Below are 21,596 nucleotides of genomic sequence, written 5' to 3'. Positions count from 1 at the left end.
CGCGTGTCCGGTCGCTCAGCATGGGTCCCCGCCTGCGCGGGGACGACGTGGTTTTGGTTGCTGGGCTAAGTTCGAGACGCGTATGCCTGCAATGAAAAGATGCATCTGAATTGCATCTTTTGTCCGTTCATGCTATAGTACCCCTTGCAAATCAACAGCTTACGGAACGCGCGCCAACGTGCGGCATCCAACAGATAGCGAAAGCGGGACCCCGTAACCTGTGTTTCATCCGATTTTGAAGCGCGCACAGTTGATTTAAGTCAACTACGTCCCAACCTCTCCTGCTCTACAGTAGGACAGCCCGGAGTAGGTTCCGCCAAGCAATTGTTAGACGCTATCACATCGATAAACAGGCGCGATTGGCACTCACCTCGGCAGAGTGCTAATATATGATTTAACGAAAGACGGCCCTGCACAACAAGGCCGTTGTGCAAGCAGGTAACAAGCCGTAACAGTCGTGCCTTCGGGGCGCTGTCAGCGGTAAGTTGATGACGCAGCACCGATTACTCAAGAGGGAAAATGACTATGTCCGCACAATCCGCACTGGTTCCGGTTGGCACTCGTGCTCTGGGACTGGGTTTCACTGGCAATCTCGGCAACATCGACGCCTACATTTCGGCGGTCAACCGCCTGCCGATGCTGTCGCACGAGGAAGAGGTATCGCTGGCAACGCGGCTGCGGGAAAAGAATGACCTCGAAGCCGCCCAAAAACTGGTGCTGTCGCACCTGCGCCTGGTCGTGTCGATCGCGCGCGGCTACCTGGGCTACGGCCTGCCGCACGCCGACCTGATCCAGGAAGGCAATATTGGCCTGATGAAGGCAGTCAAGCGTTTCGACCCGACCCAAGGCGTGCGCCTCGTGTCGTACGCGATGCACTGGATCAAGGCCGAGATGCACGAATACATTTTGAAGAACTGGCGCTTGGTCAAGGTGGCAACCACCAAGGCCCAGCGCAAGCTGTTCTTCAACCTGCGCTCGAACAAGCAGGGCCTGGACACGATGTCGCCGCAGCAGGTGGACGAGCTGGCCCGCATGCTCGACGTCAAGCGCGAAGAAGTGATCGAAATGGAAACCCGCTTGTCGGGCCACGACATCGCGCTGGAAGCGCCGAACGACGACGAGGACGACAAGTTCGCGCCGATCGCCTACCTGTCGTCGGACACGAGCGAGCCGACCCGCGTGCTCGAGGCCGAGCAGGTCACGCGCCTGCAGTCCGAGGGGCTGGAGACCGCGCTGTCCAAGCTCGACCCGCGCTCGCGCCGCATCATCGAGGCGCGCTGGCTGGCCAACGACGACGGCTCGGGCGCCACGCTGCACACGCTGGCCGAGGAGTTCGGCGTGTCGGCCGAGCGCATTCGCCAGATCGAATCGGCCGCGCTCAAGAAGATGAAGGGCGCGCTCGCCGCCTACGTCTAAAAAGAAACGGGGCTGCGCCAGCCGGCGCAGCCCCGTTGCTTCATTCCCCTATTGCTGCCCGGCTCAGAAGCTGTGGCGGATACCCACGTTGAACACCGACGGATCGGCGCTCACCTTGCCCGGCGCCAGCTTGACCGACGACGAGTTCAGCGCAAAGTTACCCAGGCTGTTGTTGTCCAGGCGTGCGTAGCCGGTGTACAGGTTGGTACGCTTGGACAGCGCATAGCTGTAGTCGATGTTGAAGCCGTTGCCGCGCGCACCGTTGTCCAGCTTGTTCTGCTGCAGGTTCACGAAGAACTTGCCCGGACCCATCACGTAGGCGGCGCCCAGGTTGTACTGGGTGAACTTGTTGTTCGCGCCAGCCGGGTCCTGCACCATCCAGTTGCCCTTCAGTTCCACGTCGCCGAATTTGTAGGCGGCGCCGAACGCGTATTCCTTGGTGTCGCCGGCGGTGGAGTTGTTGATGGTGTGGTAGCCGGCGCCCAGGTACAGGTTGCCCTCGGCGTATTCCAGGCCCACGCCCTTCAGGTCGCTCTTGGGCAGGTTGGTGGCCTGCTCGCCAGCCGAGTAGGCGGCCAGCACTTTGAAGCCCGACATCGAAGCGCTCTTGTAGTTGACCGAGTTCGACAGGCGGCGGGTCAGGTAGTTGAAGGCCGACAGGTTGCTGCCGTAGAAGCCCTGGCCGGTGATGTCGGTCGCGCCTGCCACCGAAGCGATCGGCGAGTATTCGCGGCCCACGGTCACGGTACCGAAGTTGCCTTCCAGGCCGACCACCGAGCGGCGGCCGAACAGGGCCGAGTCGGCGGCGCCGGTGTCGATGGCCACGCCAGCTTCCAGGTTGAACAGGGCCTTCAGGCCGCCGCCCAGGTCCTCGGTGCCGCGAAAGCCGATACGGCTGCTCGACTGGTTGCCCGAGTTGATGCCGGTCTGGCGGGTCACGCCGTTGTCTTGCGACGCGATGGCTGCGTCCATGACGCCGTACAGCTGCACGTTGCTGCTTTGCGCAAATGCGACCATGGGAAGGGATGCGAGCAGTGCGGCTGCGAGGTGTTTGCGTTGCATGTGTTCTCCGTAGTTTGGGACAAGATGAGCCGCCGATGATTGCTGTCATTTACCGGCGATCGCGGGGCATCTTATCGAACGGTTATGTCCGTTTGATGACATAAGCAACAGGCCGGTACGGTGGGCAGGTTTTCCTGCCCACGCGTTCAGTACACCTCTACGTTTCAGTCCGCGTTCCCACCACCGCTGCTTGAACGCGTGGGCAGGATCTGCCCACCCTACCGTCCTCGTCCAGCAGGAAGCGGCGCGCCATGAGCCCCGCCATCGCCGCGCCGTCCACCGGGCGTGCTACCAGGTAGCCCTGGATCTCGCTGCATCCGAGTTCGAGCAGGATCGCCAGCTGCTCGCGCGTTTCCACGCCTTCGGCCACCACGCCCATGCCCAGCGCGTGCGCCATCGAGACGATCGCCTGGAAGAACACCCTGCCCTCGCGCGACTTGCCCAGCTCCGCGGTGAACGCGCGGTCCACCTTGAGCACGTCCATCTTCAGCCGCTGCAGCTGCGACAGCGACGAGTACCCGGTGCCGAAGTCGTCCACGTGCAGCTTGATGCCCATGGCACGCAGCGCGGCCAGGTCGGCCAGGATCTCGTCGTGGTCGCCCATCATGGCCGACTCGGTGATCTCGACTTCGAGCAGCGCCGCGGGCAGGCGATGGCGCTCCAGGGCCGCCGCGAGCTGGCGCGGCACGGCGCCGCGCCGGAACTGGCGTGCCGACACATTGATCGACACCGGCACCACGGGAATGCCCGCATCGCGCCAGGCCGCCACCTGCGCGCAGGCCTTCTCGATCACGACCTGGCCAATGCGCCCGATCAGGCCAGTGGCCTCGGCCAGCGGGATGAACTCGCTTGGGGGGACCATGCCGTGGGCCGGATGGCGCCAGCGCAGCAGCGCCTCCATGCTCAGCAGCCTGCCGTCGCGCGGATCGACACGCGGCTGGTAGTGCAGCACCAGCTGGTCGTGCTCGATGGCGTCCACCAGGTCGTGCTTGAGCCGCGCCCGCGCGCGCAGGCTGCTCGAGAGCGTCGGGTCGAAGAACCTGTACTGGCCCTTGCCGTCGTTCTTGCCGGCGTACATCGCAATATCGGCATGCCTGATCAGCGTTTCGACGTCGGCGCCGTCGCGCGGGTACAGCGCAATGCCGACCGACGCGCCAACCGTATGCAGGTCCTCGCCGATCGCGAACGGCGCCGCGAGCGCATCCACCACGCGCTGGGCGACGACGGCAATGTCACGTTCGGTGCCGCAGGGGTCGAGCAGCACCAGGAATTCGTCGCCGCCGAAGCGCGCCACCTGGTCGGATGGCCGCAGCAGCGACTTCAGGCGCTGGCTGGCGGCCTTGAGCAGCAGGTCGCCGGCGGCATGGCCATGCGCGTCGTTCACGTTCTTGAATTCGTCCAGGTCGATGAACAGCAGCGCCAGCGAATGCCCGCGCACGCGCGCGCCGTCCAGCGCCGCGGGCAGCCGCTGCAGGAAGGCGTTGCGGCTGGAGAGCCCGGTCAGGCCGTCCTGGTTAGCCAGCCGTTCAAGCGCCTGCTCGTGCGCCTTGCGCTCGCTGATGTCCTGCAGCGTGACCGCCAGCGCGTTGCCGACGCGGACCAGGCGCCGCCGTCCCCAGCGGATCTGCACGCGATCGTGACTCGGCATCTGGCGGTCGTCCTGGTGAAAGCCCGTCTCCATCGCCTGGCGGTAGGTCGCCATCAGGTCGGTGCCGAACAGGCTGGTATCGATCTGCGCGACGCGCGCGCCCACCAGCTCCGAGCGCGTCAGGCCGTAGATGGCGGCGCCGCGCTGGTTGCAGTCAACGATGCGAAAATCGACGATCTCGCCCTTGCGGTCGCGGATCGCCGCGGCCATGTAGAAGCCGTCATTGGCGCTTTCGGTGGCGGTGCGGTAGGCGCGGCGCACCTCTTCGCGTTCGCGCTCGCGCAGCGCCGCGCGGCGCGACAGCAGCGCGCCGCAGGCGCCCAGCAGCGCCAGCACGGCGGTGGCGACGATGGCGCGGTTGCGATTGTCGATCCAGTAGGCCTGGGCGCCGGCCAGCGCCGCATCCTGCGACAGCGCCACCACCGCCACCAGCGGGTAAGCCTGCGCGCGCCGCCAGCCGAGCACGCGCGCGCGGTGGTCGGCAAAGCCGTCTTCCACCAGCCGCACGCCGGCGTCGCCGCGCCACAAGGGCGTTGCCGGCAGCAGCTTGCCGTCACCCTGCTCCAGGCGCAGCCGCCCTTCGGCGGCGGCCAGCGCCAGCAAGCCGTGCGCGCCCAGCGTCTCGGGGCCGACAAACGACGTGAAGTAGCGCGCGTCCACCGCCAGCACCACCACGCCATCGAACTCGTCGTCGCTGGTGTCAAGGCGGCGCGTGAACAGGATCGCATGCTGTCCCAGGCCAAGCTCGGCCGGCACGGCGCCAACCCGCAGCGCGGTCGAGATGTTGTTGCGGTGATGGGCAAAGAAGGAAGTCCCGGACAGGTTCAGTTCGCGCAGCGGCAAGCGCGTGGCCGAACGCACCACGCCGTCGCGCCCGACCAGCGCCACTGCCGTGAATGCGCTGTCGGTGAACATGCCGTCGCGGTGCAGGCGTTCCAGCAGGTCGCCGCGCTGGTTGTGCTCCCAGCTGTACTTGAGCTGCATTGCGACCTGGTCCATCTGCCCGACCGAGCGCGTGATGTACTGCTCGTAGGCGGTTGCGTAGGCCCCGGCGTCCTTGCGCACCTGCGCCTGTGCGCGTTCGCGCTCGCCGCCCGCGCGCGCCAGCGTGGTGGCCCACATCACGGCGCAGGCCAGCGCCGCCAGCAGGGGCCAGACGACAACCAGTATCCTGTGGCTGCGGGCGATGCGCTGCTCGGCTTGCGGACCCATGCGCTCCTACGTGGCCGACAGCTTGTAGCCGAAGCCGCGCACGGTCTTGAGCAGGGACTTGGCCTCGCGCAGCGCCTTGCGCAGCCGCAGCACATGCACGTCGACCGTCCGTTCGTCGAGCGTGCCATTGGCGTACCACACCTGCTCGAGGAGCTGGGCGCGCGAGAACACCTGCCCGGGGTGGCACAGCAAGAATTTCAGCAAACGGTATTCGGCCTGGCGCACCTCGATCGGCTCGCTGCCAACGCGCACCGTGCAGCTGCGCGGATCGAGCGCCAGCGGGCCGACCTGCAGCGGCCGCCCGTGCTGGCTGTCGCCGCGGCGGCGCAGCACCGCCTTGGCGCGAATGGCCAGCTCGCGCGGCGAGAACGGCTTGGTGACGTAATCGTCGGCGCCGCTGTCCATGCCCATGGCCAGGTCTTCATCGAGGGTGCGGCCGGTCAGCAGGATCACCGGCAGCTCGTGCAGGCCGCGATCGGCGCGCAGGCGCGACAGCAGGCGCAGGCCGCTTTCGCCGCGCAGCATCCAGTCAAGCAGGACCAGATGCGGCGGCTGCTGCTGGATGAACTCCCACGCCTCGCCGACAGTGGAGGCCGTGCGAAAGGTCCAATGGTCCTCGCGCAGCGAAAATTTGACCAGTTCAGCGATCGCCGGCTCGTCTTCGACGATCAACACTAGCGTTTCAGGTGATGTCATGAGATCCAACTCAAGCTTCCGTGGCCGTTGGGTGGGCTCGGGAGCCCACCCCACTGTCGATCAGAGGACCGGCTTGCCTGCGGCGTCCTTCAGCTGGCTCTTCCAGGCACCTTCGATCATCTTGGTGACCGACGCCGGCATCGGCACGTAGTCCAGCGCTTCCGCGGCAGCAGCGCCGTTCTTGAATGCGTACTCGAAGAACTTCAGCACTTCCTTGCCCTTCGCGGCGTCCTGCTGGGTCTTGTGCATCAGCACGAAGGTGGCGCCGGTGATCGGCCACGCGTTCTTGCCCGGCTGGTTGGTCAGCACCACGGCATAGCCCGGGGTCTTGTCCCATGCGGCGTTGGCGGCGGCGGCTTTGAACGCATCGTCGTCCGGCTGCAGGAACTGGCCGTCGTGGTTCTTCAGCTGGGTGTGCGACATCTTGTTCTTTTTCGAGTAGGCCCACTCGACGTAGCCGATCGAGCCCTTGATGCGCTGGACGTTGGCGGCGACGCCGTCATTGCCCTTGCCGCCCACGCCGGTGGCCCATTTCACCGCGGTGCCGGCGCCGACCTTGTCTTTCCACTCGGTGCTGGTCTTGGACAGGAAGTCGGTGAACAGGAACGAGGTGCCCGAACCGTCGGCGCGGTGCACCACGGTGATGTCGGCGTCCGGCAGCTTCACGCCCGGGTTCAGGGCCGCGATGGCGGGAGCGTTCCACTTGGTGACCTTGCCGAGGAAGATGTCGGCCAGCACCGGGCCGGACAGCTTGAGCTGGCCCGGGGCGATGCCGTCCAGGTTCACGACCGCGACCACGCCACCCATGATGGTGGGGAACTGGACCAGGCCTTCCGCCTGCAGCTCTTCTGCCGGCAGCGGCATGTCCGACGCGCCGAAGTCGACGGTCTTGGCCTTGATCTGCTTGATGCCGGCGCCCGAGCCGATCGACTGGTAGTTCAGGCCGACGCCGCTCTTGTCCTTGTAGGCTTCCGCCCATTTCGAATAGATCGGGTAAGCGAAGGACGAGCCCGCGCCAGTGATATCGGCAGCCATTGCCGAGGACGACATCGCCACCGCGGCCGCGACGCCAACAACCATCGATTTGAGCACCAGTTTCATGTTCATTGTTTTTCCCTGAGTGAGTTGGACAACGAGCGGCAGTCTAGCCAGCGAATATGACTGCGATGTGACAGGCACATGTAAAACATGACACCTGTGCTGGCTTTGCTATCATTGAACTCCCGAGTCAGGAGGAATCCACCCATGAAGCCTCTGCGTGCGCTGCTTGCCATCCTTCCCTTCGTGCTGGGCGCCTGTGCCAGTCCGGGCGCTCCCGCGGGCCAGCCGGCCCAGTCGAGCTACACGCTCCAGCCCGGCCAGCGCATCGACCTCGGCGGCCAGTCCAGCATTGCCTACGACAGCTTCAGCGACAGCCGCTGTCCCGAATCGATGAAGTGCATGTGGGCGGGCGAGCTGACCTACCGCCTGACGCTGCACACGGGCGCCGCTACCGAGCAGTTCTCGCTGGGGCCGTCCAAGCCGGCCTATGTGTCGCAGGCGCTGGGCGGGGCGCGTATTGCGCTCGACCCGGCCAAGCTGCCACCAGTGCCGCCAGCGGGCGTGGCGCCGGCAAACTATCCCGTCACGGTCTCGGTCACCCGGCCATGAACGTACCGATTTTTGTCCACTGCCTGATCCTGTCATGACCAATCGCGTAAAAGTGCTCGCTTGCGGGCTGACCCTGTCCATCGTCCTGCAGCCGGTGGCCGTGCTGGCCAAACCGCCGGTCTCCACCGGAACCGGCGGCGCCGTCGCCACCATCAGCGAAAAGGCGTCGCAGTCCGCCATCGAAATCCTCAACAAGGGCGGCAACGCCATCGATGCGGCCGTGGCCGCGGCGGCGACGCTGGGCGTAACCGACCCGTTCAGCTGCGGCATCGGCGGCGGCGGCTTCATGGTCATCTACCTGGCCAAGGACAAGCGCGTCATCACCATCGACCACCGCGAAACGGCGCCCGCATCCTTCTCGCCCGCGGCCTTCCTCAAGGACGGCAAGCCCATGGATTTCGAGACCGTGGTCGCCAGCGGCATGTCGGTGGGCGTGCCGGGCACGGTGCGCGGCTGGCACGAGGCGCTCGACCGCTACGGCACGATGAGCTTCAAGCAGGTGCTGGCGCCGGCCATCAACGTGGCCAGCAGGGGCTTCACCGTGAACGCCACCTTCTCTCACCTGGTGGCCGAGAATGAAAGCAAATTCCAGAACTTCAGCACCACCAGCGCGCTGTACCTGAGGAACGGCAAAGCGATCCAGGCCGGCAGCGTGCTGCGCAACCAGGCGCTGGCGCGCGCCTACCGCGAGATCGCGGCGCGCGGCGAGAAAGCGTTCTACGAAGGCCCGATGGCCGAGGCGATCGTCGAGGCGGTGAACCATCCCCCGCTGGCCAGCGGCAAGCGCGTCGCGGGCGGGAACATGACGCTGGCCGACCTGGCCAACTACGAGGCGCGCATCCGCCAGCCGGTGCACACCACCTACCGCGGCTACGACATCTACGGCATGCCGCAGCCCAGCAGCGGCGGCGTGACGGTGGGCGAGGCGCTCAACATCCTTGAAGGCTACGACCTGAAGTCGATGCCGCGCGCGCAAGCGGAGCACCTGTACATCGAAGCGAGCCGGCTCGCGTTCGCCGACCGCAACGCCTACCTGGGCGACCCCGAGTATGTGGACGCGCCGGTCGAGGGCTTGCTGTCCAAGCAGTACGCGGCGCAGCGGCGCGCGCTGATCGATCCCGAGCTTGCCTCAAGCGGGGCAGTGGCCGGCGATCCGTACCCGTTCCAGAACGACCAGAGCATCCCGCTGCGCCCGCAGCGGCCGGTGGTGCACATGCCCGAGGGCGCGCACACGACGCACCTGACGGTGTCGGACAAGGACGGCAACGTGGTGTCGTACACCTTCACCATCGAGTCGTGGGGCGGCAGCGGCATCGTGGTGCCGGGCTACGGCTTCTTGCTCAATAACGAGATGACCGACTTCGACTTCTCCGGGCCGCGCCCCAACGTGCCGGAAGCCGGCAAGCGCCCGCGCAGCAGCATGGCGCCGACCATCGCGCTCAAGAACGGCAAGCCGGCCTTCACCATCGGCAGCCCGGGTGGCTCGACCATCATCACCACCGTGCTGCAAACGATCTTCAACTACGTGGACCTTGGCATGCCGATGGACCAGGCGATGGACGCGCCGCGCATCAGCGAGCGCAACATCCCGGCCAGCTCGGTCGAACCGGGCTTTATCGGCACCGCGCAGGCGCGCGCGCTCGAACAGTTCGGCCACAAGCTGGACGACAGCGAGGGCGAAATCGGCGCGGCCAACGCGCTCGTGTTCAACCCGGACGGCACCGTGACGGCGGTCAGCGAAGGCCACCGGCACGGCGTTGGCACCGGGCTCGTGCAGCGCAGCGCGCACTGAAGCGCTAGCCGATACGGCCAGCCGGGAACGCCGCTGGTGCGCGCAGCATGCCGCGCCAGCGCGCCAGTGCGAAAACCGATCCGGCCAGCATGACGAGTGCCGCACCGGCGGCAAACACCATGGACTCCGCCAGGCCAAACGACACCACCAGCACCAGGACGGCGCCGGCAACGGTGGCCGCGCCCCGGCCAAGCCCGGACGGGCGCGAGACCGCTCGAGCGCGCGCGTACTCGGCAAGCAGGCCGCCGCAGGCGAACGGAGTCAAGGCGCACAATGCCCCTGCCTGCAAGGTCTGGCTCCATGACGCTCCAGTCAGCCAGAATGCGGCCACTGCTGCCGCAAGCGATGCGATCCACACCCACACCGCCTGTGCTACCAGGACGCGCGCCAACACGCGGTTCAGCATGGATGCCTGCGGGGCGGCGGCAGACAGGCGTATCAGGCTTTGCTCGCGCCGCGATTCGTAGAGCGTCCCGACGATCATGTGCACCGACGTGAACTGGCCGACCAGGACAACGCACAGGATCAAGGCACGCGCAAGCTGGACACGCAAGCCCCCGCCCCACAACATCATCAAGCCGAACATGATCGCGGCCATCGCCCAGAACGCGAGCGAGCGCAGGCACTGCCGCCACGGCGGCGTCGGGCCGAGGCCATAGACGAGCAGTGCAGCGCGGCTGCTGCCCGGCCGCGCTTGCGATGCCGGTCGCGGATCACGCTGGGCAAGCGCAGGTGTACGCGATGGCGGCAGGGAGCCGTTTGCGCCGAACAGCCGACGGTTGGCGGCCCTGGCTTCGAACGCCAACACCGTGAACCCAAGCACCGCGCCTGCCGGGCTGCCCAAGAGCTCCATCCACCAGTCCGGCACCCGGGCCACAAGCTTGTCGGCGACCACAAAAAGAAGGGGGGCCGCCGCAAGCCACGATGTCGGCAAAACGATTTCGATCATCATGAAGACCGCCCCGAAAAACACCAGCACCGGATGCCCGGACGGCAGCCCTACCAGTAGCACCTCGGCCAGCGCCAGCAGCAGCCCGGCCGACAGCAAGACGGCCCGCATCCGCTGCCGGGCACGCGGCAACAGTCGCGCCGCGAATGCCGTGTATTGCTGCGCAATGCTCCCGCTGAGCAGCGTCCACCACATGATCGCCAGCATCGAAAACGCAACGCCTGCAACGCCGACGCACAGCAAGCGCGCGTCTTCACTGGCGAAATCCTTGAACAGTGCCAGCACCGCAAAGAGCACTGTCAGCCCGGCCAGCGTCCAGCTCAACCACATGCTGCCTTGCGACCTGCGCTGCAGTACCGCCTGCCGGACAATCGCGCGACAGGCCAGCAGGTCTTCGCGCAGCGTAGCCGGGTTCACGACATCCTCCTCGCGGGGAAGGCAACGGGCGCCTTGCGCAAGCGCGTCCATCGCCACACCGCATACCCGGCGCCCAGCGTATTGGACGCCACCAGCAGCGACGGCCAGAAGGCCAGCCCATCCCACCGCCACGCCGCGCATGCCGCAAGTACGGCAGGTGCCGAAATGAACACGAACGACAAGGCGACGCCGGGATCGAAGGCCCCGCGGTCACGCGCATAGTCGTCCAGCACGATGCCAACCAGCGGCAGCCCGGCCATGCTGCACACGGCCGCGAATGAGACCGCTACCTCTGCCGGCGTGCCCAGCAGCGCCGCGACGATCGCGATGGCCGATGCCAGCACCAGCCAGTTCAACAGCACCCGCGACGCAAGCGCCGCCCCTAACAACCGGTTGAATACAGCCGGCGGCGGGCTGGCCGGGGCCAAACGGAACAGCGCCTGCTCGGTGCGCGCCGCGCCGATGCGTGCGACGACCTGCTCCGCCACGCCCGCCTGCGCGACCACCATGACAAATGCGGCAAGCAATTGGACGCCTCCAGCCGCCACGCTTGAGATGATCTCGTCACTTGCCCACAGCGCGAGCGCGGCCTTGACGGCAATGCCCACCGCGAGCACGAACAATCCCATCACCAGCGCAGCACTCCAGTGCGCCGACGGACCCAGCACGTGCAGCATCAGCGACAGCAAGCGGCGCTGCTGGCAGTCGCGCTGCAGCCCCCAGCCAAATACCCGTCCCGGAAGCGTCGGCGTGACAGGCTGCGCGACCTTGCGCAGGCTCCGCTCGATTGCCCTCTCCTGCCCGTGGCGGCCTCCAAAATGCCGGTCGCCGCCTTTCGGATACAGCTGGCCGAGCGCTCCGACAGCCACCAACGCCAGCAACAGCATTTCGCAAAAAAATCCCGCGCCGCTGGCCAGGGTGGACAGCAGTTCGGGCGGCAGGGAACGCTGGACGCCGCCGAACATAACCGCCGGCATAAACAGCGCGAGTCCCCACTGGTGCCCCGCGCGCATCATCGACAGGCCAATGACGTACATGGCCACGAGCGGCGCGAGGGCCAGCCAACCGGCCAGTCCGGCGACCAGCACGCTGCCGAGCAGCCATCCGGCAGCGGTCATTTCAACCAGGCGCCTGCGCATGCCTGGCACAAGCCGCGCATTGGCCGGCGTGTTGAGCAGGACCGCGCCGGGGATGAAATAGATTAGCGCGCCAAACAGGGCCGTGCCGGCAGCCGCCGCAACCGCAAGCCGCAGCACTTCGAACGGCGGCGCGTGGCGCAGCACGCCACCGGCCGCGAACAGCAGGGCCGCGGCGCCGGCCGCAATCGGGAACATGCGCCTGCCGCGTGCGCCGCCGGTGAAGGCGGCGTTCCAGGCGGCCTGGTAAGCCAGCGCCGCGTTCATTGCGTGACCTCGATGAACAGGTCTTCCAGGCTCAGCGCCTCCACGCGCATCGCGGGCTCGCGCGCGGCCAGCGCCTCGACCTCGCCGTGCTCGCTCACGATCACACTGGTGCAGCCGTCGCGCCCCTTCTGGCGCCGCAGTTCGCCCGCCAGCTTGACCCCATCGAGCACGGCGCTTGGCCCGGTGACGCGGCGCGCGCCTTCGAGCAGGCTGTCCATGTCGCCCTGCAGCGCGATCTGCCCGTCCTTGAGGAAGGCAACGTCCAGGGCCACGCGTTCGAGGTCGGACAGGATATGCGTCGAGAACACGACCGTGGTGCCGCGCTCGATCACGTTATCCACCAGCTCGCGCAGGAAGTCGCGCCGGCCCAGCGGATCGAGGGCGGACACCGGTTCATCCAGGATCAGCAGGTCAGGGTCGTGGCCCAGCGCGCGGATGATCGACAGCCGCTGCTTTTCACCGCCGGACAGCTTGCTGATCTGCTTGTTGCACATGGCTGGATCAAAGCCCCAGCGCGCCAGCAGTGCCTTCACCTTGGCGTCATTCCAGCGCGGGTACAGGGCCTTGAAGTAGTCGAGCATTTGCGCCGGCGTGAGCCATTCGAATACTTCCGATTTCTGCGGCACGTAGCCGATCCGCGCGCGCACCTGCTCCGACAGGTTGGCGACATCTTCCCCATAGATGGTGACCGATCCGGCATCCGTTTCGCGCAGGCCCAGCATGCACTCGATCAGCGTGGACTTGCCGGCGCCGTTGCGGCCCAACAGTCCCACGACCTGCCCCGCGTCCACCTGCCAGTCCAGGTTGCAGAGCACCTGCTGGCTCGCAAAGTGTTTGGATACCCGGGACATCTGGATAACAGCGGTCATGGTTGTTCCTTCAGGATGTGGTTGAACAGGTCAAGGACGGTTTCGGGATCCAGTTCGAGCTCGCGTGCCTCGCGCGCGGCGCGTTCGAGCGTTGGGCGCAGCAGCGCGGCGCGTTGGGCGGCGCTGCGCCCGCGGCGTGCCTGCTCTGCCACCACCATGCCCAGCCCGCGCCGGCGCGCCAGCAGTCCCTCCATCTCCAGCAGGCCGTACGCCTTGGAGACGGTCATCGGGTTCACCGCGAGCGCCTGCGCCACCTCGCGTACGGACGGCATTGCGTCGCCGGGCGCAAGCTGGCCGCCCGCGACCAAGCGCCGCACCTGATCGACCAGTTGCCGGTAGATCGGCTCGGGCGACCCGGTGGTGATGGAAAACAGCTGGGATGGGTAATCGGCCATTGGTAGCAGTGTATTAGTTGATTAATACAGTAGACGCAGTCGGCTGGTTTGTCAACGAGAAAAATCAAAGCTGCTGGCGTGCGCCCGCCTTTGCCCGGTTGTCCGACACTGGTCCCTGGTCCAACCTACGAGGAGAGCGAGATGGTCGCCAAAGGCTTGCTCGTCCATTTGGATGTCAGGCACGACATGGACGCGAAGGTGGAGGAGCTCCTGCTTGACGCGGTGCCCGCCGTGGAGGCGGAGACTGGCATCGATGCCTGGTTCGCCCTGCGCTTCGGGCGGGGTGAATATGGCATCTTCGATGTGTTCGCCGACGAAGCGGCGCGCGAAGCCCATCTACAGGGCGCGGTCGTGGCCGGCCTGATGGCGCGCGCCGGCGAGCTATTCAATCACGGTCCGCGCGTCGAAAAACTGGATGTCCTGGCCGGCAAGGTACCGCCTGGCGTCGGGTCGGCAGCGGACCGGCGCGGCCTGCTGCTCAGGTTCCAGGCAAAGTCGGGTCACGAGGCCCAGGTGGCGCAGTTCCTGATCGATGCGCGCGCGTTCGTGCAGGAGGAGCCGGGAACAACGGCGTGGTTCGCGCTGCGCTTTGGGAACGGGGAATTCGGAATCTTTGATACCTTCCCGGACAATGGTGCGCGGTTCTCGCACCTGACCGGGCACGTGCCACGCGAGCTGGCCAAGCACGCGCTCTCGCTGCTGGGGTCGATGCCGGAGATGCACATGCTAAATGTGCTGATGGAGACGTTCAGGCGCTAGCGCCGTCGAACATATCCATACGATCGTTAGCTCCTGAACCGTCGTCCCGGCGCAGGCCGGGACGACGAGCAGGTAGTTCCAGCGTCTTGGTGTTACAGGTGCTGTGCGATCTGCGGCAGCAGCTCGTCGAAGGTGCGGCCGACGCCGTTTTCGCCGATCGCGTGCATCTTCCACTCGCCGTTGTGGCGGTACAGCTTGGCCATGATCTGGGCCGTGTGCGCGCCCTGCACCGACAAGTCGTAGCGCGCCACTTCGCGATCGTTGGCCGCGTTCACCAGGCGGCAGAATGCGTTCTGCACCTGCGAGAAGTTCTGCCCGGTGAAGCTGTTCACCGTGAACACCAGCGACTTCACGTTGGCCGGCACGCGCGAGAGATCGACCACGATCTGCTCGTCATCGCCCTCGCCTGCGCCGGTACGGTTGTCGCCGGTGTGCACGATGCTGCCGTCGCGGCTCTTGAGCTGGCGGAACCAGACCACGTCCACCGGCTGGTCCTTCTCGTCGAACAGCACGCACGAGGCGTCCAGGTCCACGCTCTGGGTACGCGCCCCGAAGCCGAAGAAGCCCCCGGACTTGATCGCGTCCCAGCCCAGGCCCATGGTTACGCGGGCCAGTTCGCCGCCCGCTTCTTTCGAGAGCGAGATCTTCTGGCCCTTCTGCAGATTGACTGTCATTTCAAACTCCTTGGTTTAGCGCGCGGGCGCCTGCATCCATGCCTTGAATGCGGCGCGGTTGCGCGAACAAACATAAATCTTCCCGCGACCCGAGAAGCGCAGCACGATCCCTTCGCCGCTGGTCTGGCTGTTGATCAGGTTGCCCAGGAAGCCAGCGCTCTGCCCGGTCGTGATCGACACCTCGTAGCGCAGCGTGCTGTCCCAGCACACTACGTGCGAGTTGTCGATGATCGCGTCCTTGCCCGGTTCCACTTCCAGCACCGACATCGAGCCGAAGCCCGACACCACCACCTGCCCGCTGCCGCCGGTCTCGGTCACGAAAAAGCCGCCGCTCTGCGCGAACAGCGCATTGCCCAGGCTTTGCGTGCGCACCCGCAGGTCCACACCCGAGCTGGCGGCGACGAACGCGCCGTCGCTGATGATGTACTGGTTCGGGCCGCAGTCCACCACCTGCATGGCGCCCGGCAGCGTTGGCGAAAGCAGGCAGTCGCCATCCCCGCGCGTGGCCTCGATGTGCTGCTGGAAGAACGACTCGCCGTTGGCGAAGGTGCGCATCAGCGCGCTGCCTAGGCCGCCGCGCATCTTGCCCTTCAGGTCGAGCGTGGACTCCATCATCACCATCGCGTCCGATTCGCAGTAGATGGTTTCGCCCTGCTTCATCGACACGTGCAGGAAGGGATCGACATCCCCGGTCACGGTAAAAACTGGCATTTGCCGTTTTCCTTTCGTTCGGTTGCAGCCCGACACGCACAGGTGCGGGCCGCAAAACTGTTTAGCTGGTTCAGACGTTCACGCCGTAGTTCTTGGCCAGCGGCCCCAGCCCGCCGGCAAAGCCCTGGCCGATCGCGCGGAACTTCCAGTCGGCGCCGTTGCGGTACACCTCGCCGAAGATCATCGCGGTTTCGGTCGAGCTGTCTTCCGACAGGTCGTAGCGCGCGATCTCGCCGTTGTTGGCCGCATTCACGCAGCGGATGAACGCCTTGCCGACCATGCCGAAGTTCTGGCGGCGCGCATCGGCGTCGTGGATCGTCACCGCAAACGTGATCTTGTCCACGTCCGCCGGCACGCGGGCCAGGTCGATGGTGACGGTTTCGTCGTCGCCATCGCCGGCGCCGGTGCGGTTGTCGCCCGAGTGGGTGACCGAGCCGTCGGCCGACTTCAGGTTGTTATAGAAGATGAAGTCGCCGTCGGAGCGGACCTTGCCCGACTGGTTCAGCATGAAGACGACGCCGTCCAGGTCGAATGCGGCGCCATCGGTGGCGCGCACGTCCCAGCCCAGGCCGATCGTCATTTTCGACAGGCCCGGGGCCTCTTTCGACAGGTTGACGTTGCCGCCTTTTTGCAGACTGATTGCCATGATGTGGTTCTCCTAAAAAGTGAATGTCACTTGTGTGAACACCGGGGTTTGCCACGCGCTGCGAGCTGGTGTTCTGCCGCTCGCTGCGCGGTTTGTTCGGTCCGGCGGCTGCCTGTGGTGGCCGCCGCTCAGACCATGATCTTCGTAGGGTGGGCAGATCCTGCCCACGCGTCCAGAACACGCTCGCGTTGACGCAACCTGCGTTGAACGCGTGGGCAGGAGACCTGCCCACCCTACGCCTGGCTGCGTTACGCCAGCTGTTTCACCTGTTCGCGCGCATCGAGCGCCTGCTGCTCTTTCTTGTACCGGACCGAGGACCACAGCGAGGCGACGATGAAGGCCACGCCAACCAGGCCGGTGAACACTTCCGGGATGTGGAACTTCATGCTCGCCAACATGATCACTGCCAGGATGCCGATCGCGTAGTGCGCGCCGTGTTCCAGGTACACGAATTCGTCCAGCGTCCCCTTCTTGACCAGGAAGACCGTCAGCGACCGCACGAACATCGCGCCAATGGCCAGGCCCAGCATGATGATCACGACGTCGGTGGTGATGGCGAACGCGCCGATCACGCCGTCGAAGCTGAACGATGCATCCAGCACTTCCAGGTACAGGAAGCCGCCGATACCGCCCTTCTTCACCAGGTCGCCCACGTTCGCGCCTTCGTCCTCATCCTTCTCCAGCAGTGCCGACACCGCGTCCACGCCGACGTAGATCAGGATGCCCCACAGGCCGGACATCAGCACCACCATCTTCTGCGCTTCCTCGACCAGCGACAGGCTGGCCATCAGCGCGCCGATCGAGATCATCACGGCGATCGAGGACACGCGGCCCAGCGCGCCGATCTTCTCTTCCAGCCGGCCCAGCCAGTGGTGCTCCTTCTCGTCGTCGAACAGGAAGTTCAGGAACACCAGCAGCAGGAACATGCCGCCGAACGCCGCCACTTCAGCGTGGTGCGCGGTCAGGTGGGCCGAGTACTGCTTGGGATCGGTGAGCGCCAGGTTCCACACGTCGGCCAGGCCCAGGTTCGCGGCCACGGCCACGATCACCAGCGGGAACAGCAGGCGCATGCCGAACACGGCGATGATGATGCCCACGCCGAGGAACAGCTTCTGCCAGCGTTCGTCCCAGGTCTTGAGCACCGAGGCGTTGACCACCGCGTTATCGAACGACAGCGACACCTCCATCACGGCCAGGATCGCGGCAATCGACATGCCGGTCAGCGCGCCCGCCATGCCACTGTGCTCGTAACCCCACCAGCCGGCCGCCACAAGGCAGACCGCCGTCACGAGGAACGAGAACTTGAAGTGCTTCATCTTGTTTTCCCTTCATGGTGAATTGATGAAGCGCAGTGTAGAGGCGTGCAGACTTACGAAAAAGCGAAGATAATCTGATTTTTACTTCGAAAAAACCGAAGCAATGGATGGGAACTTGAATTTTCGACACCTGTACTACTTCTGGGTGGTGGCCAAGGAAGGCGGCATTACGCGCGCGGCCAGGCGCCTGAACCTGGCGGTGCAGACCATCAGCACCCAGCTCGCGCAGCTGGAGGAATCGGTGGGCAAGGCGCTGTTCACGCAGCAGGGCCGGCGCCTGGTGCTGACCGAGCCTGGGCGCCTGGCGCTCGCGTACGCGGACCAGATCTTCATGCTCGGCGAGCAGATGCAGGAGGCGCTGGGCGAAGCGGACAGCGCGCGCACGCGGCTCACGGTCGGCATCTCGGACTCGCTGCCCAAACTCACCGCCTACAAGCTGCTGGAGGCCACCACGAAGCTGGACCGGCAGGTGCGGCTGGTTTGCTACGAGGACCAGTTCGAGGCGCTGCTGGGCGACCTGGCGCTGCACAAGCTGGACGTGGTGCTGACCGACCGCGCGGTGGACTCGGGCACGGCGCTGCGCGTGTTCAGCCACCAGCTGTTCGAAAGCGAGACCATCGTGGTGGGCGCGCCGGCGCTGGCGACGCTGTACGCCGGCGCTTTCCCGGGGAATCTGAACGGGGCGCCGTTCCTGCTACCGACACGTAATAATGCCCTGCGGGGGAAGATCGACGAATGGTTCGACTCGCACGCCGTGCGGCCGGACATCGTGGGCGAGTTCGAGGACAACGCGCTGCTCAACACCTTTGGCCGGCGCGGGCTGGGCCTGTTCTTTGCGCCGGCGGCGCTGGCTGCCGACATCGAGGAACAGTTCGGCGCCCGGCTGGTGGGCCGCGTGCCGCAGGTGCGCGAGCAGTTCTACGCGATCTCGAACGAGCGCAAGATCCAGCATCCGGCGGTGGAAGCGATCCTCTCCGCGGCGCACGAAACTGTGCTCGGCGCCGCCTGAGCCTTACAATGCCGTGGTTGGCCGCGGCTCTTTGACAAGTATATGGAAAACGTTTTGTTCGTCGTTCTCGCGATCGTGCTGGTCGCCCTGAACGGCTTTTTTGTGGCCGCCGAATTCGGCATCGTCACCCTGCGCAAGACGCGCATTCGCGCGATTGCGAAAACCGGCGGCCTGCGCGGCCGCATCCTGGCCAAGGTGCACGGGCGGCTGGACGCCTACCTGTCGGCCTGCCAGCTCGGCATCACGCTGGCGTCGCTGGGCCTTGGCTGGGTCGGCGAACCGGCATTCGCCGCGCTGCTCGAACCGGCGTTCCATTTGCTTGGCGTGACCTCGGAGCAGGTGATCCACGGCGTGTCGTTCGTGATCGCGTTCGGCGTCATCTCCTTCCTGCACATCGTGGTGGGCGAACTGGCGCCCAAGTCGCTCGCGATCCGCATTCCCGAGGCGGTTGGCCTGTGGTGCGCGGTGCCGCTGTACGGCTTTTACTGGCTGATGTACCCGGCGATCTGGCTGCTCAACGCCAGCTCCAACCTGGTGCTGCGCGTGGCCGGCCTGTCCGGCGCGGGCGGCGGGCACGAGACCCAGTATTCGACCGAGGAGCTCAAGCTCATCCTGCGCACCAGCACCGCCGGCGAAAAATTCACGAACGACGAACGCCACGTGCTGGCGCAGTCGCTGGAGTTTTCCGAGATGTCGGTGGCCGACCTCATGCGCCCGATTAACGAGGTGATTGCGCTCTACGCCGACCTGCCGCTGGCCGAGAACCTGCAGACGATGCTGCGCAACCGCTTTTCGCGCTACCCCTACTTCGATGCCGAAGGCGAGGAAGTGCTGGGCATGATCCACCTGAAGGACCTGTTCTTCGCGCAGCAGGCCGGGCGTGAGATCAGCGACCTGGCGGACTTCTTGCGCCCGGTCGAGACGATCTCCGCGCGCACGCCGGCGCAGGAGCTGTTCCGCCGCTTCAAGCACGGCGCGCCGCACTTTGCGCTGATCGGCGAAAAGGGCAAGCGCCCGGTCGGCTTCATCACGCTCGACAACCTGCTGGGTGCGATGGTGGGCGAGATCCGCGACGAATTCCGCATGAACGAAAACGACTGGCTGCCGCAGGCGGACGGCAGCTATCTCGGCAAGGCCAGCCTGGCCATCGTGTCGCTCGAACGCGTGCTCGGCATCGACATCGACAACGAGGCGATGGGGCTGGACGACGTGGAATCGGTGGGCGGGCTGCTGATGGCCAAGCTGGGCGACATTCCCAAGCAGGGCCAGCGCATCGAGTTCCCGCAGTTCGACGTGGTGGTCAAGCGCACCAAGGGCCCGCGCATCATGCTGGTGAAGGTCATCCCGCACCTGGAGCGCGGGGATGACGACGAGGACCACGACTAAGCCCCGGCGCGCGCTGCCTGCGCGCCCCCATGTCCCTGGCCCCTCCGCTCAGATCGTTTCCGTTTCGCGCAGCGTGAGCGGGCTGGCAAGCGCATGGCGCGCGATCTCGTCCTTGCGCATGAAAGCGACGCCAGGATGCGATTTTGCATAGCGCAGGAACTGGTCCCACACGCGCACCATTTGCGGCGTGCCGCTGATGCGGTCGTGGGCGCTGATCGACATCATGCGGCGGCGCGTGGCGCCCTCCTCGTACAGCTGGTCGAAGTCCAGCTTGATCTGCTCGAGGAATTGCGAGGGCGAGTAGTTGCGGCCTTCGACCAGCAGGATGTCGTTATTGCGCAGCGTGTAAGGCACCACCACGAAGTCCTTGCCGTTGACCTGCTCGATGAATGGCTCGTCGCGGCTCAGGTCATCGATGTGATACGCATAGCCCAGCTCCTGCAGCAGCGACAGCGTGTTCGGTCCGCGCCGCAGCCAGTTGGCGTTGTAGCCCACCGGGCGCTGGCCCGTCACCTCCTGCACCATGCTGGCCGCGTCGCTGATGAACTGGCGCTCCTGCGCGCGGTTCATCGCGTACTGCGAGCTCCAGCGCGGGCCGTGTCCCGCCGCTTCGTGGCCGCGCCTGACGATCTCGCGCGCCAGCTCTGGATGGCGGCGCACGGCCTCGCCGATCATGTGCGAGGTCACCTTGATGCCGTGGCGGTCCCACAAGTCCAGCATGCGCGGAATGCCTTCCCGGTAGCCGTAGGCGAACCAGGTATTGGCCGCCGGGTCGGCGGTAATGCTGGCGGGGAAGTCCACCTTGGGGAACGGGCTGTCCGTGTTCTTCAGTGGCTGGCCGCCGGCTTCGAACTGCATCGAGACCGAGATGACGAGCCGGGCACCGTTGGGCCAGAATTCGCCGCCCGCCGCCGGCGCTGCGTGCACCGCTTCCGGCGCCGAGCCAGCGGCCAGCAAGCCTCCCGCAGCCAGCGCGCCCGTTCCCGCTTGCGCCATGAAGCCGCGGCGCGAGGTATCAACAGTACCGTCCATGATCAGCCCCCGATCACGCCAAGCTGCTGCAGGAAGGCCAGGTTGTCTTCCAGGTGCCAGTTGTCGGTGATGCGGCCGTTGCCGATGCGGTAGATATCGGTGGCGATGAAGTCCACGGCCTGCCCCTTGCCCTGCACATCCTTGAAGCGGCCCGTGAAATGGCCATGGAAATGCAGGTGCACCACCACGCGGTCGCCCGTCACGATCATCTGCTCGATATCGGCGCGCATGTCGGGGACCGCGGCGCGTACGAACTTCGACGCTGCCAACGGACCTTCCACGCCCTGTGCGCGGCCCGGCGGCAGGGTGCGGTCGATGAAGTCCGGCGCCAGGGCGGCGCGCGCCAGCGCTTCCTCGCCGTTGTCCCAGAACGAACCGTAGCGGCGCGCCGCCAGCACGCTGGCCTGGGCCTGGGCCGCGCCCAGGCTCGGGTCGATCACGAGCACCCGGGGTTGGACCAGTTGCGCGTCGGTGGCGGCATGCGCGGGCCCGAAGGCCAGCGCGGTCAACAGGATGCCTGTCAGTCGCTTCATCATATCTCCTTGAGAAAAAGT

At 66.0% G+C, this 21,596-nt stretch carries 20 protein-coding genes; 6 read left to right on the top strand and 14 right to left on the bottom strand.

Going from position 1 to position 21,596, the window contains the following annotated elements; all coding sequences use genetic code 11:
- Positions 1-525: 525 nt before the first annotated feature.
- Positions 526-1,416 (top strand): RNA polymerase sigma factor RpoH, encoded by an 891-nt coding sequence (gene rpoH / locus NX774_RS19235; protein WP_258823892.1) that lies wholly within the window; start codon positions 526-528, stop codon positions 1,414-1,416.
- Between the two features lie 63 nt (positions 1,417-1,479).
- Here the strand turns inward: rpoH and NX774_RS19230 are convergent, their stop codons facing one another.
- From NX774_RS19230 to pstS, 4 genes are all read right to left on the bottom strand, one after another.
- Complete coding sequence (locus NX774_RS19230; protein ID WP_258823891.1) at positions 1,480-2,478, bottom strand: porin; 999 nt, start codon at positions 2,476-2,478, stop codon at positions 1,480-1,482.
- A gap of 157 nt (positions 2,479-2,635) precedes the next feature.
- Positions 2,636-5,338 carry a bifunctional diguanylate cyclase/phosphodiesterase gene (locus NX774_RS19225; RefSeq protein WP_258823890.1) on the bottom strand — a complete coding sequence of 901 codons (2,703 nt, stop codon included), beginning with the start codon at positions 5,336-5,338 and terminating at the stop codon, positions 2,636-2,638.
- A 6-nt stretch (positions 5,339-5,344) separates the two neighbouring features.
- Positions 5,345-6,034 (bottom strand): response regulator, encoded by a 690-nt coding sequence (locus tag NX774_RS19220; protein WP_258823889.1) that lies wholly within the window; start codon positions 6,032-6,034, stop codon positions 5,345-5,347.
- 60 nt (positions 6,035-6,094) lie between these two features.
- On the bottom strand, positions 6,095-7,135 hold the full coding sequence (pstS, locus tag NX774_RS19215; RefSeq protein ID WP_370660459.1) for a phosphate ABC transporter substrate-binding protein PstS: 1,041 nt from the start codon (positions 7,133-7,135) through the stop codon (positions 6,095-6,097).
- Between the two features lie 144 nt (positions 7,136-7,279).
- Here pstS and NX774_RS19210 point away from each other — a divergent pair, with 144 nt between their 5' ends.
- Positions 7,280-7,684, top strand: coding sequence for a hypothetical protein (locus NX774_RS19210; RefSeq protein ID WP_258823887.1), 405 nt, complete (start codon positions 7,280-7,282; stop codon positions 7,682-7,684).
- Between the two features lie 34 nt (positions 7,685-7,718).
- A complete protein-coding gene (gene ggt, locus NX774_RS19205; RefSeq protein ID WP_258823886.1) occupies positions 7,719-9,476 on the top strand; it encodes a gamma-glutamyltransferase in 1,758 nt (585 codons plus the stop codon).
- Between the two features lie 4 nt (positions 9,477-9,480).
- Here the strand turns inward: ggt and NX774_RS19200 are convergent, their stop codons facing one another.
- Genes NX774_RS19200 through NX774_RS19185 form a run of 4 tightly spaced genes read right to left on the bottom strand, consistent with a single transcriptional unit; the run spans position 9,481 to position 13,509 of the window.
- The gene (locus NX774_RS19200) at positions 9,481-10,842 is read right to left on the bottom strand and encodes a hypothetical protein (protein ID WP_258823885.1); all 1,362 of its coding nucleotides are present in this window, start codon (positions 10,840-10,842) and stop codon (positions 9,481-9,483) included.
- Positions 10,839-12,245 (bottom strand): hypothetical protein, encoded by a 1,407-nt coding sequence (locus NX774_RS19195; protein WP_258823884.1) that lies wholly within the window; start codon positions 12,243-12,245, stop codon positions 10,839-10,841. The genes NX774_RS19200 and NX774_RS19195 overlap by 4 nt, the downstream gene beginning before the upstream one ends.
- The gene (locus tag NX774_RS19190) at positions 12,242-13,114 is read right to left on the bottom strand and encodes an ABC transporter ATP-binding protein (protein ID WP_258823883.1); all 873 of its coding nucleotides are present in this window, start codon (positions 13,112-13,114) and stop codon (positions 12,242-12,244) included. Before NX774_RS19190 ends, NX774_RS19195 begins: the two co-directional genes overlap by 4 nt.
- Complete coding sequence (locus tag NX774_RS19185; RefSeq protein WP_258823882.1) at positions 13,111-13,509, bottom strand: GntR family transcriptional regulator; 399 nt, start codon at positions 13,507-13,509, stop codon at positions 13,111-13,113. The genes NX774_RS19190 and NX774_RS19185 overlap by 4 nt, the downstream gene beginning before the upstream one ends.
- A gap of 141 nt (positions 13,510-13,650) precedes the next feature.
- Between NX774_RS19185 and NX774_RS19180 the strand changes: the two genes are divergently transcribed.
- The gene (locus NX774_RS19180) at positions 13,651-14,268 is read left to right on the top strand and encodes an NIPSNAP family protein (protein WP_258823881.1); all 618 of its coding nucleotides are present in this window, start codon (positions 13,651-13,653) and stop codon (positions 14,266-14,268) included.
- Positions 14,269-14,360: 92 nt separating this feature from the next.
- Here NX774_RS19180 and NX774_RS19175 read toward each other — a convergent pair whose 3' ends face one another.
- The 4 genes from NX774_RS19175 to NX774_RS19160 all read right to left on the bottom strand — a co-directional run bounded on the left by NX774_RS19175 (position 14,361) and on the right by NX774_RS19160 (position 17,615).
- Positions 14,361-14,942, bottom strand: coding sequence for a TerD family protein (locus NX774_RS19175; protein ID WP_258823880.1), 582 nt, complete (start codon positions 14,940-14,942; stop codon positions 14,361-14,363).
- 15 nt (positions 14,943-14,957) lie between these two features.
- The gene (locus NX774_RS19170; protein WP_258823879.1) at positions 14,958-15,653 is read right to left on the bottom strand and encodes a TIGR00266 family protein; all 696 of its coding nucleotides are present in this window, start codon (positions 15,651-15,653) and stop codon (positions 14,958-14,960) included.
- A 70-nt stretch (positions 15,654-15,723) separates the two neighbouring features.
- Positions 15,724-16,299, bottom strand: coding sequence for a TerD family protein (locus NX774_RS19165; RefSeq protein ID WP_258823878.1), 576 nt, complete (start codon positions 16,297-16,299; stop codon positions 15,724-15,726).
- A gap of 248 nt (positions 16,300-16,547) precedes the next feature.
- Positions 16,548-17,615 (bottom strand): DUF475 domain-containing protein, encoded by a 1,068-nt coding sequence (locus tag NX774_RS19160; RefSeq protein WP_258823877.1) that lies wholly within the window; start codon positions 17,613-17,615, stop codon positions 16,548-16,550.
- Positions 17,616-17,730: 115 nt separating this feature from the next.
- Here NX774_RS19160 and nhaR point away from each other — a divergent pair, with 115 nt between their 5' ends.
- Positions 17,731-18,624: a transcriptional activator NhaR gene (nhaR, locus tag NX774_RS19155; RefSeq protein WP_258823876.1), complete on the top strand. Its 894-nt coding sequence runs from the start codon at positions 17,731-17,733 to the stop codon at positions 18,622-18,624.
- Between the two features lie 42 nt (positions 18,625-18,666).
- Positions 18,667-20,010, top strand: a complete 1,344-nt coding sequence (locus tag NX774_RS19150) for a hemolysin family protein (RefSeq protein WP_258823875.1) — start codon at positions 18,667-18,669, stop codon at positions 20,008-20,010.
- Positions 20,011-20,058: 48 nt separating this feature from the next.
- Here the strand turns inward: NX774_RS19150 and NX774_RS19145 are convergent, their stop codons facing one another.
- Both NX774_RS19145 and NX774_RS19140 read right to left on the bottom strand, forming a co-directional pair.
- A complete protein-coding gene (locus tag NX774_RS19145) occupies positions 20,059-21,042 on the bottom strand; it encodes a polysaccharide deacetylase family protein (protein WP_258823874.1) in 984 nt (327 codons plus the stop codon).
- A gap of 2 nt (positions 21,043-21,044) precedes the next feature.
- Positions 21,045-21,578, bottom strand: a complete 534-nt coding sequence (locus NX774_RS19140; RefSeq protein WP_370660452.1) for an ester cyclase — start codon at positions 21,576-21,578, stop codon at positions 21,045-21,047.
- Positions 21,579-21,596 lie beyond the last annotated feature (18 nt).

It is taken from the genome of Massilia agilis, from assembly GCF_024756255.1.
GTDB classification, from domain to species: domain Bacteria; phylum Pseudomonadota; class Gammaproteobacteria; order Burkholderiales; family Burkholderiaceae_D; genus Telluria; species Telluria agilis.
The sequence above is the reverse complement of the archived record's forward strand: the minus strand, read 5'-3'. Positions and strand labels throughout refer to the sequence as shown.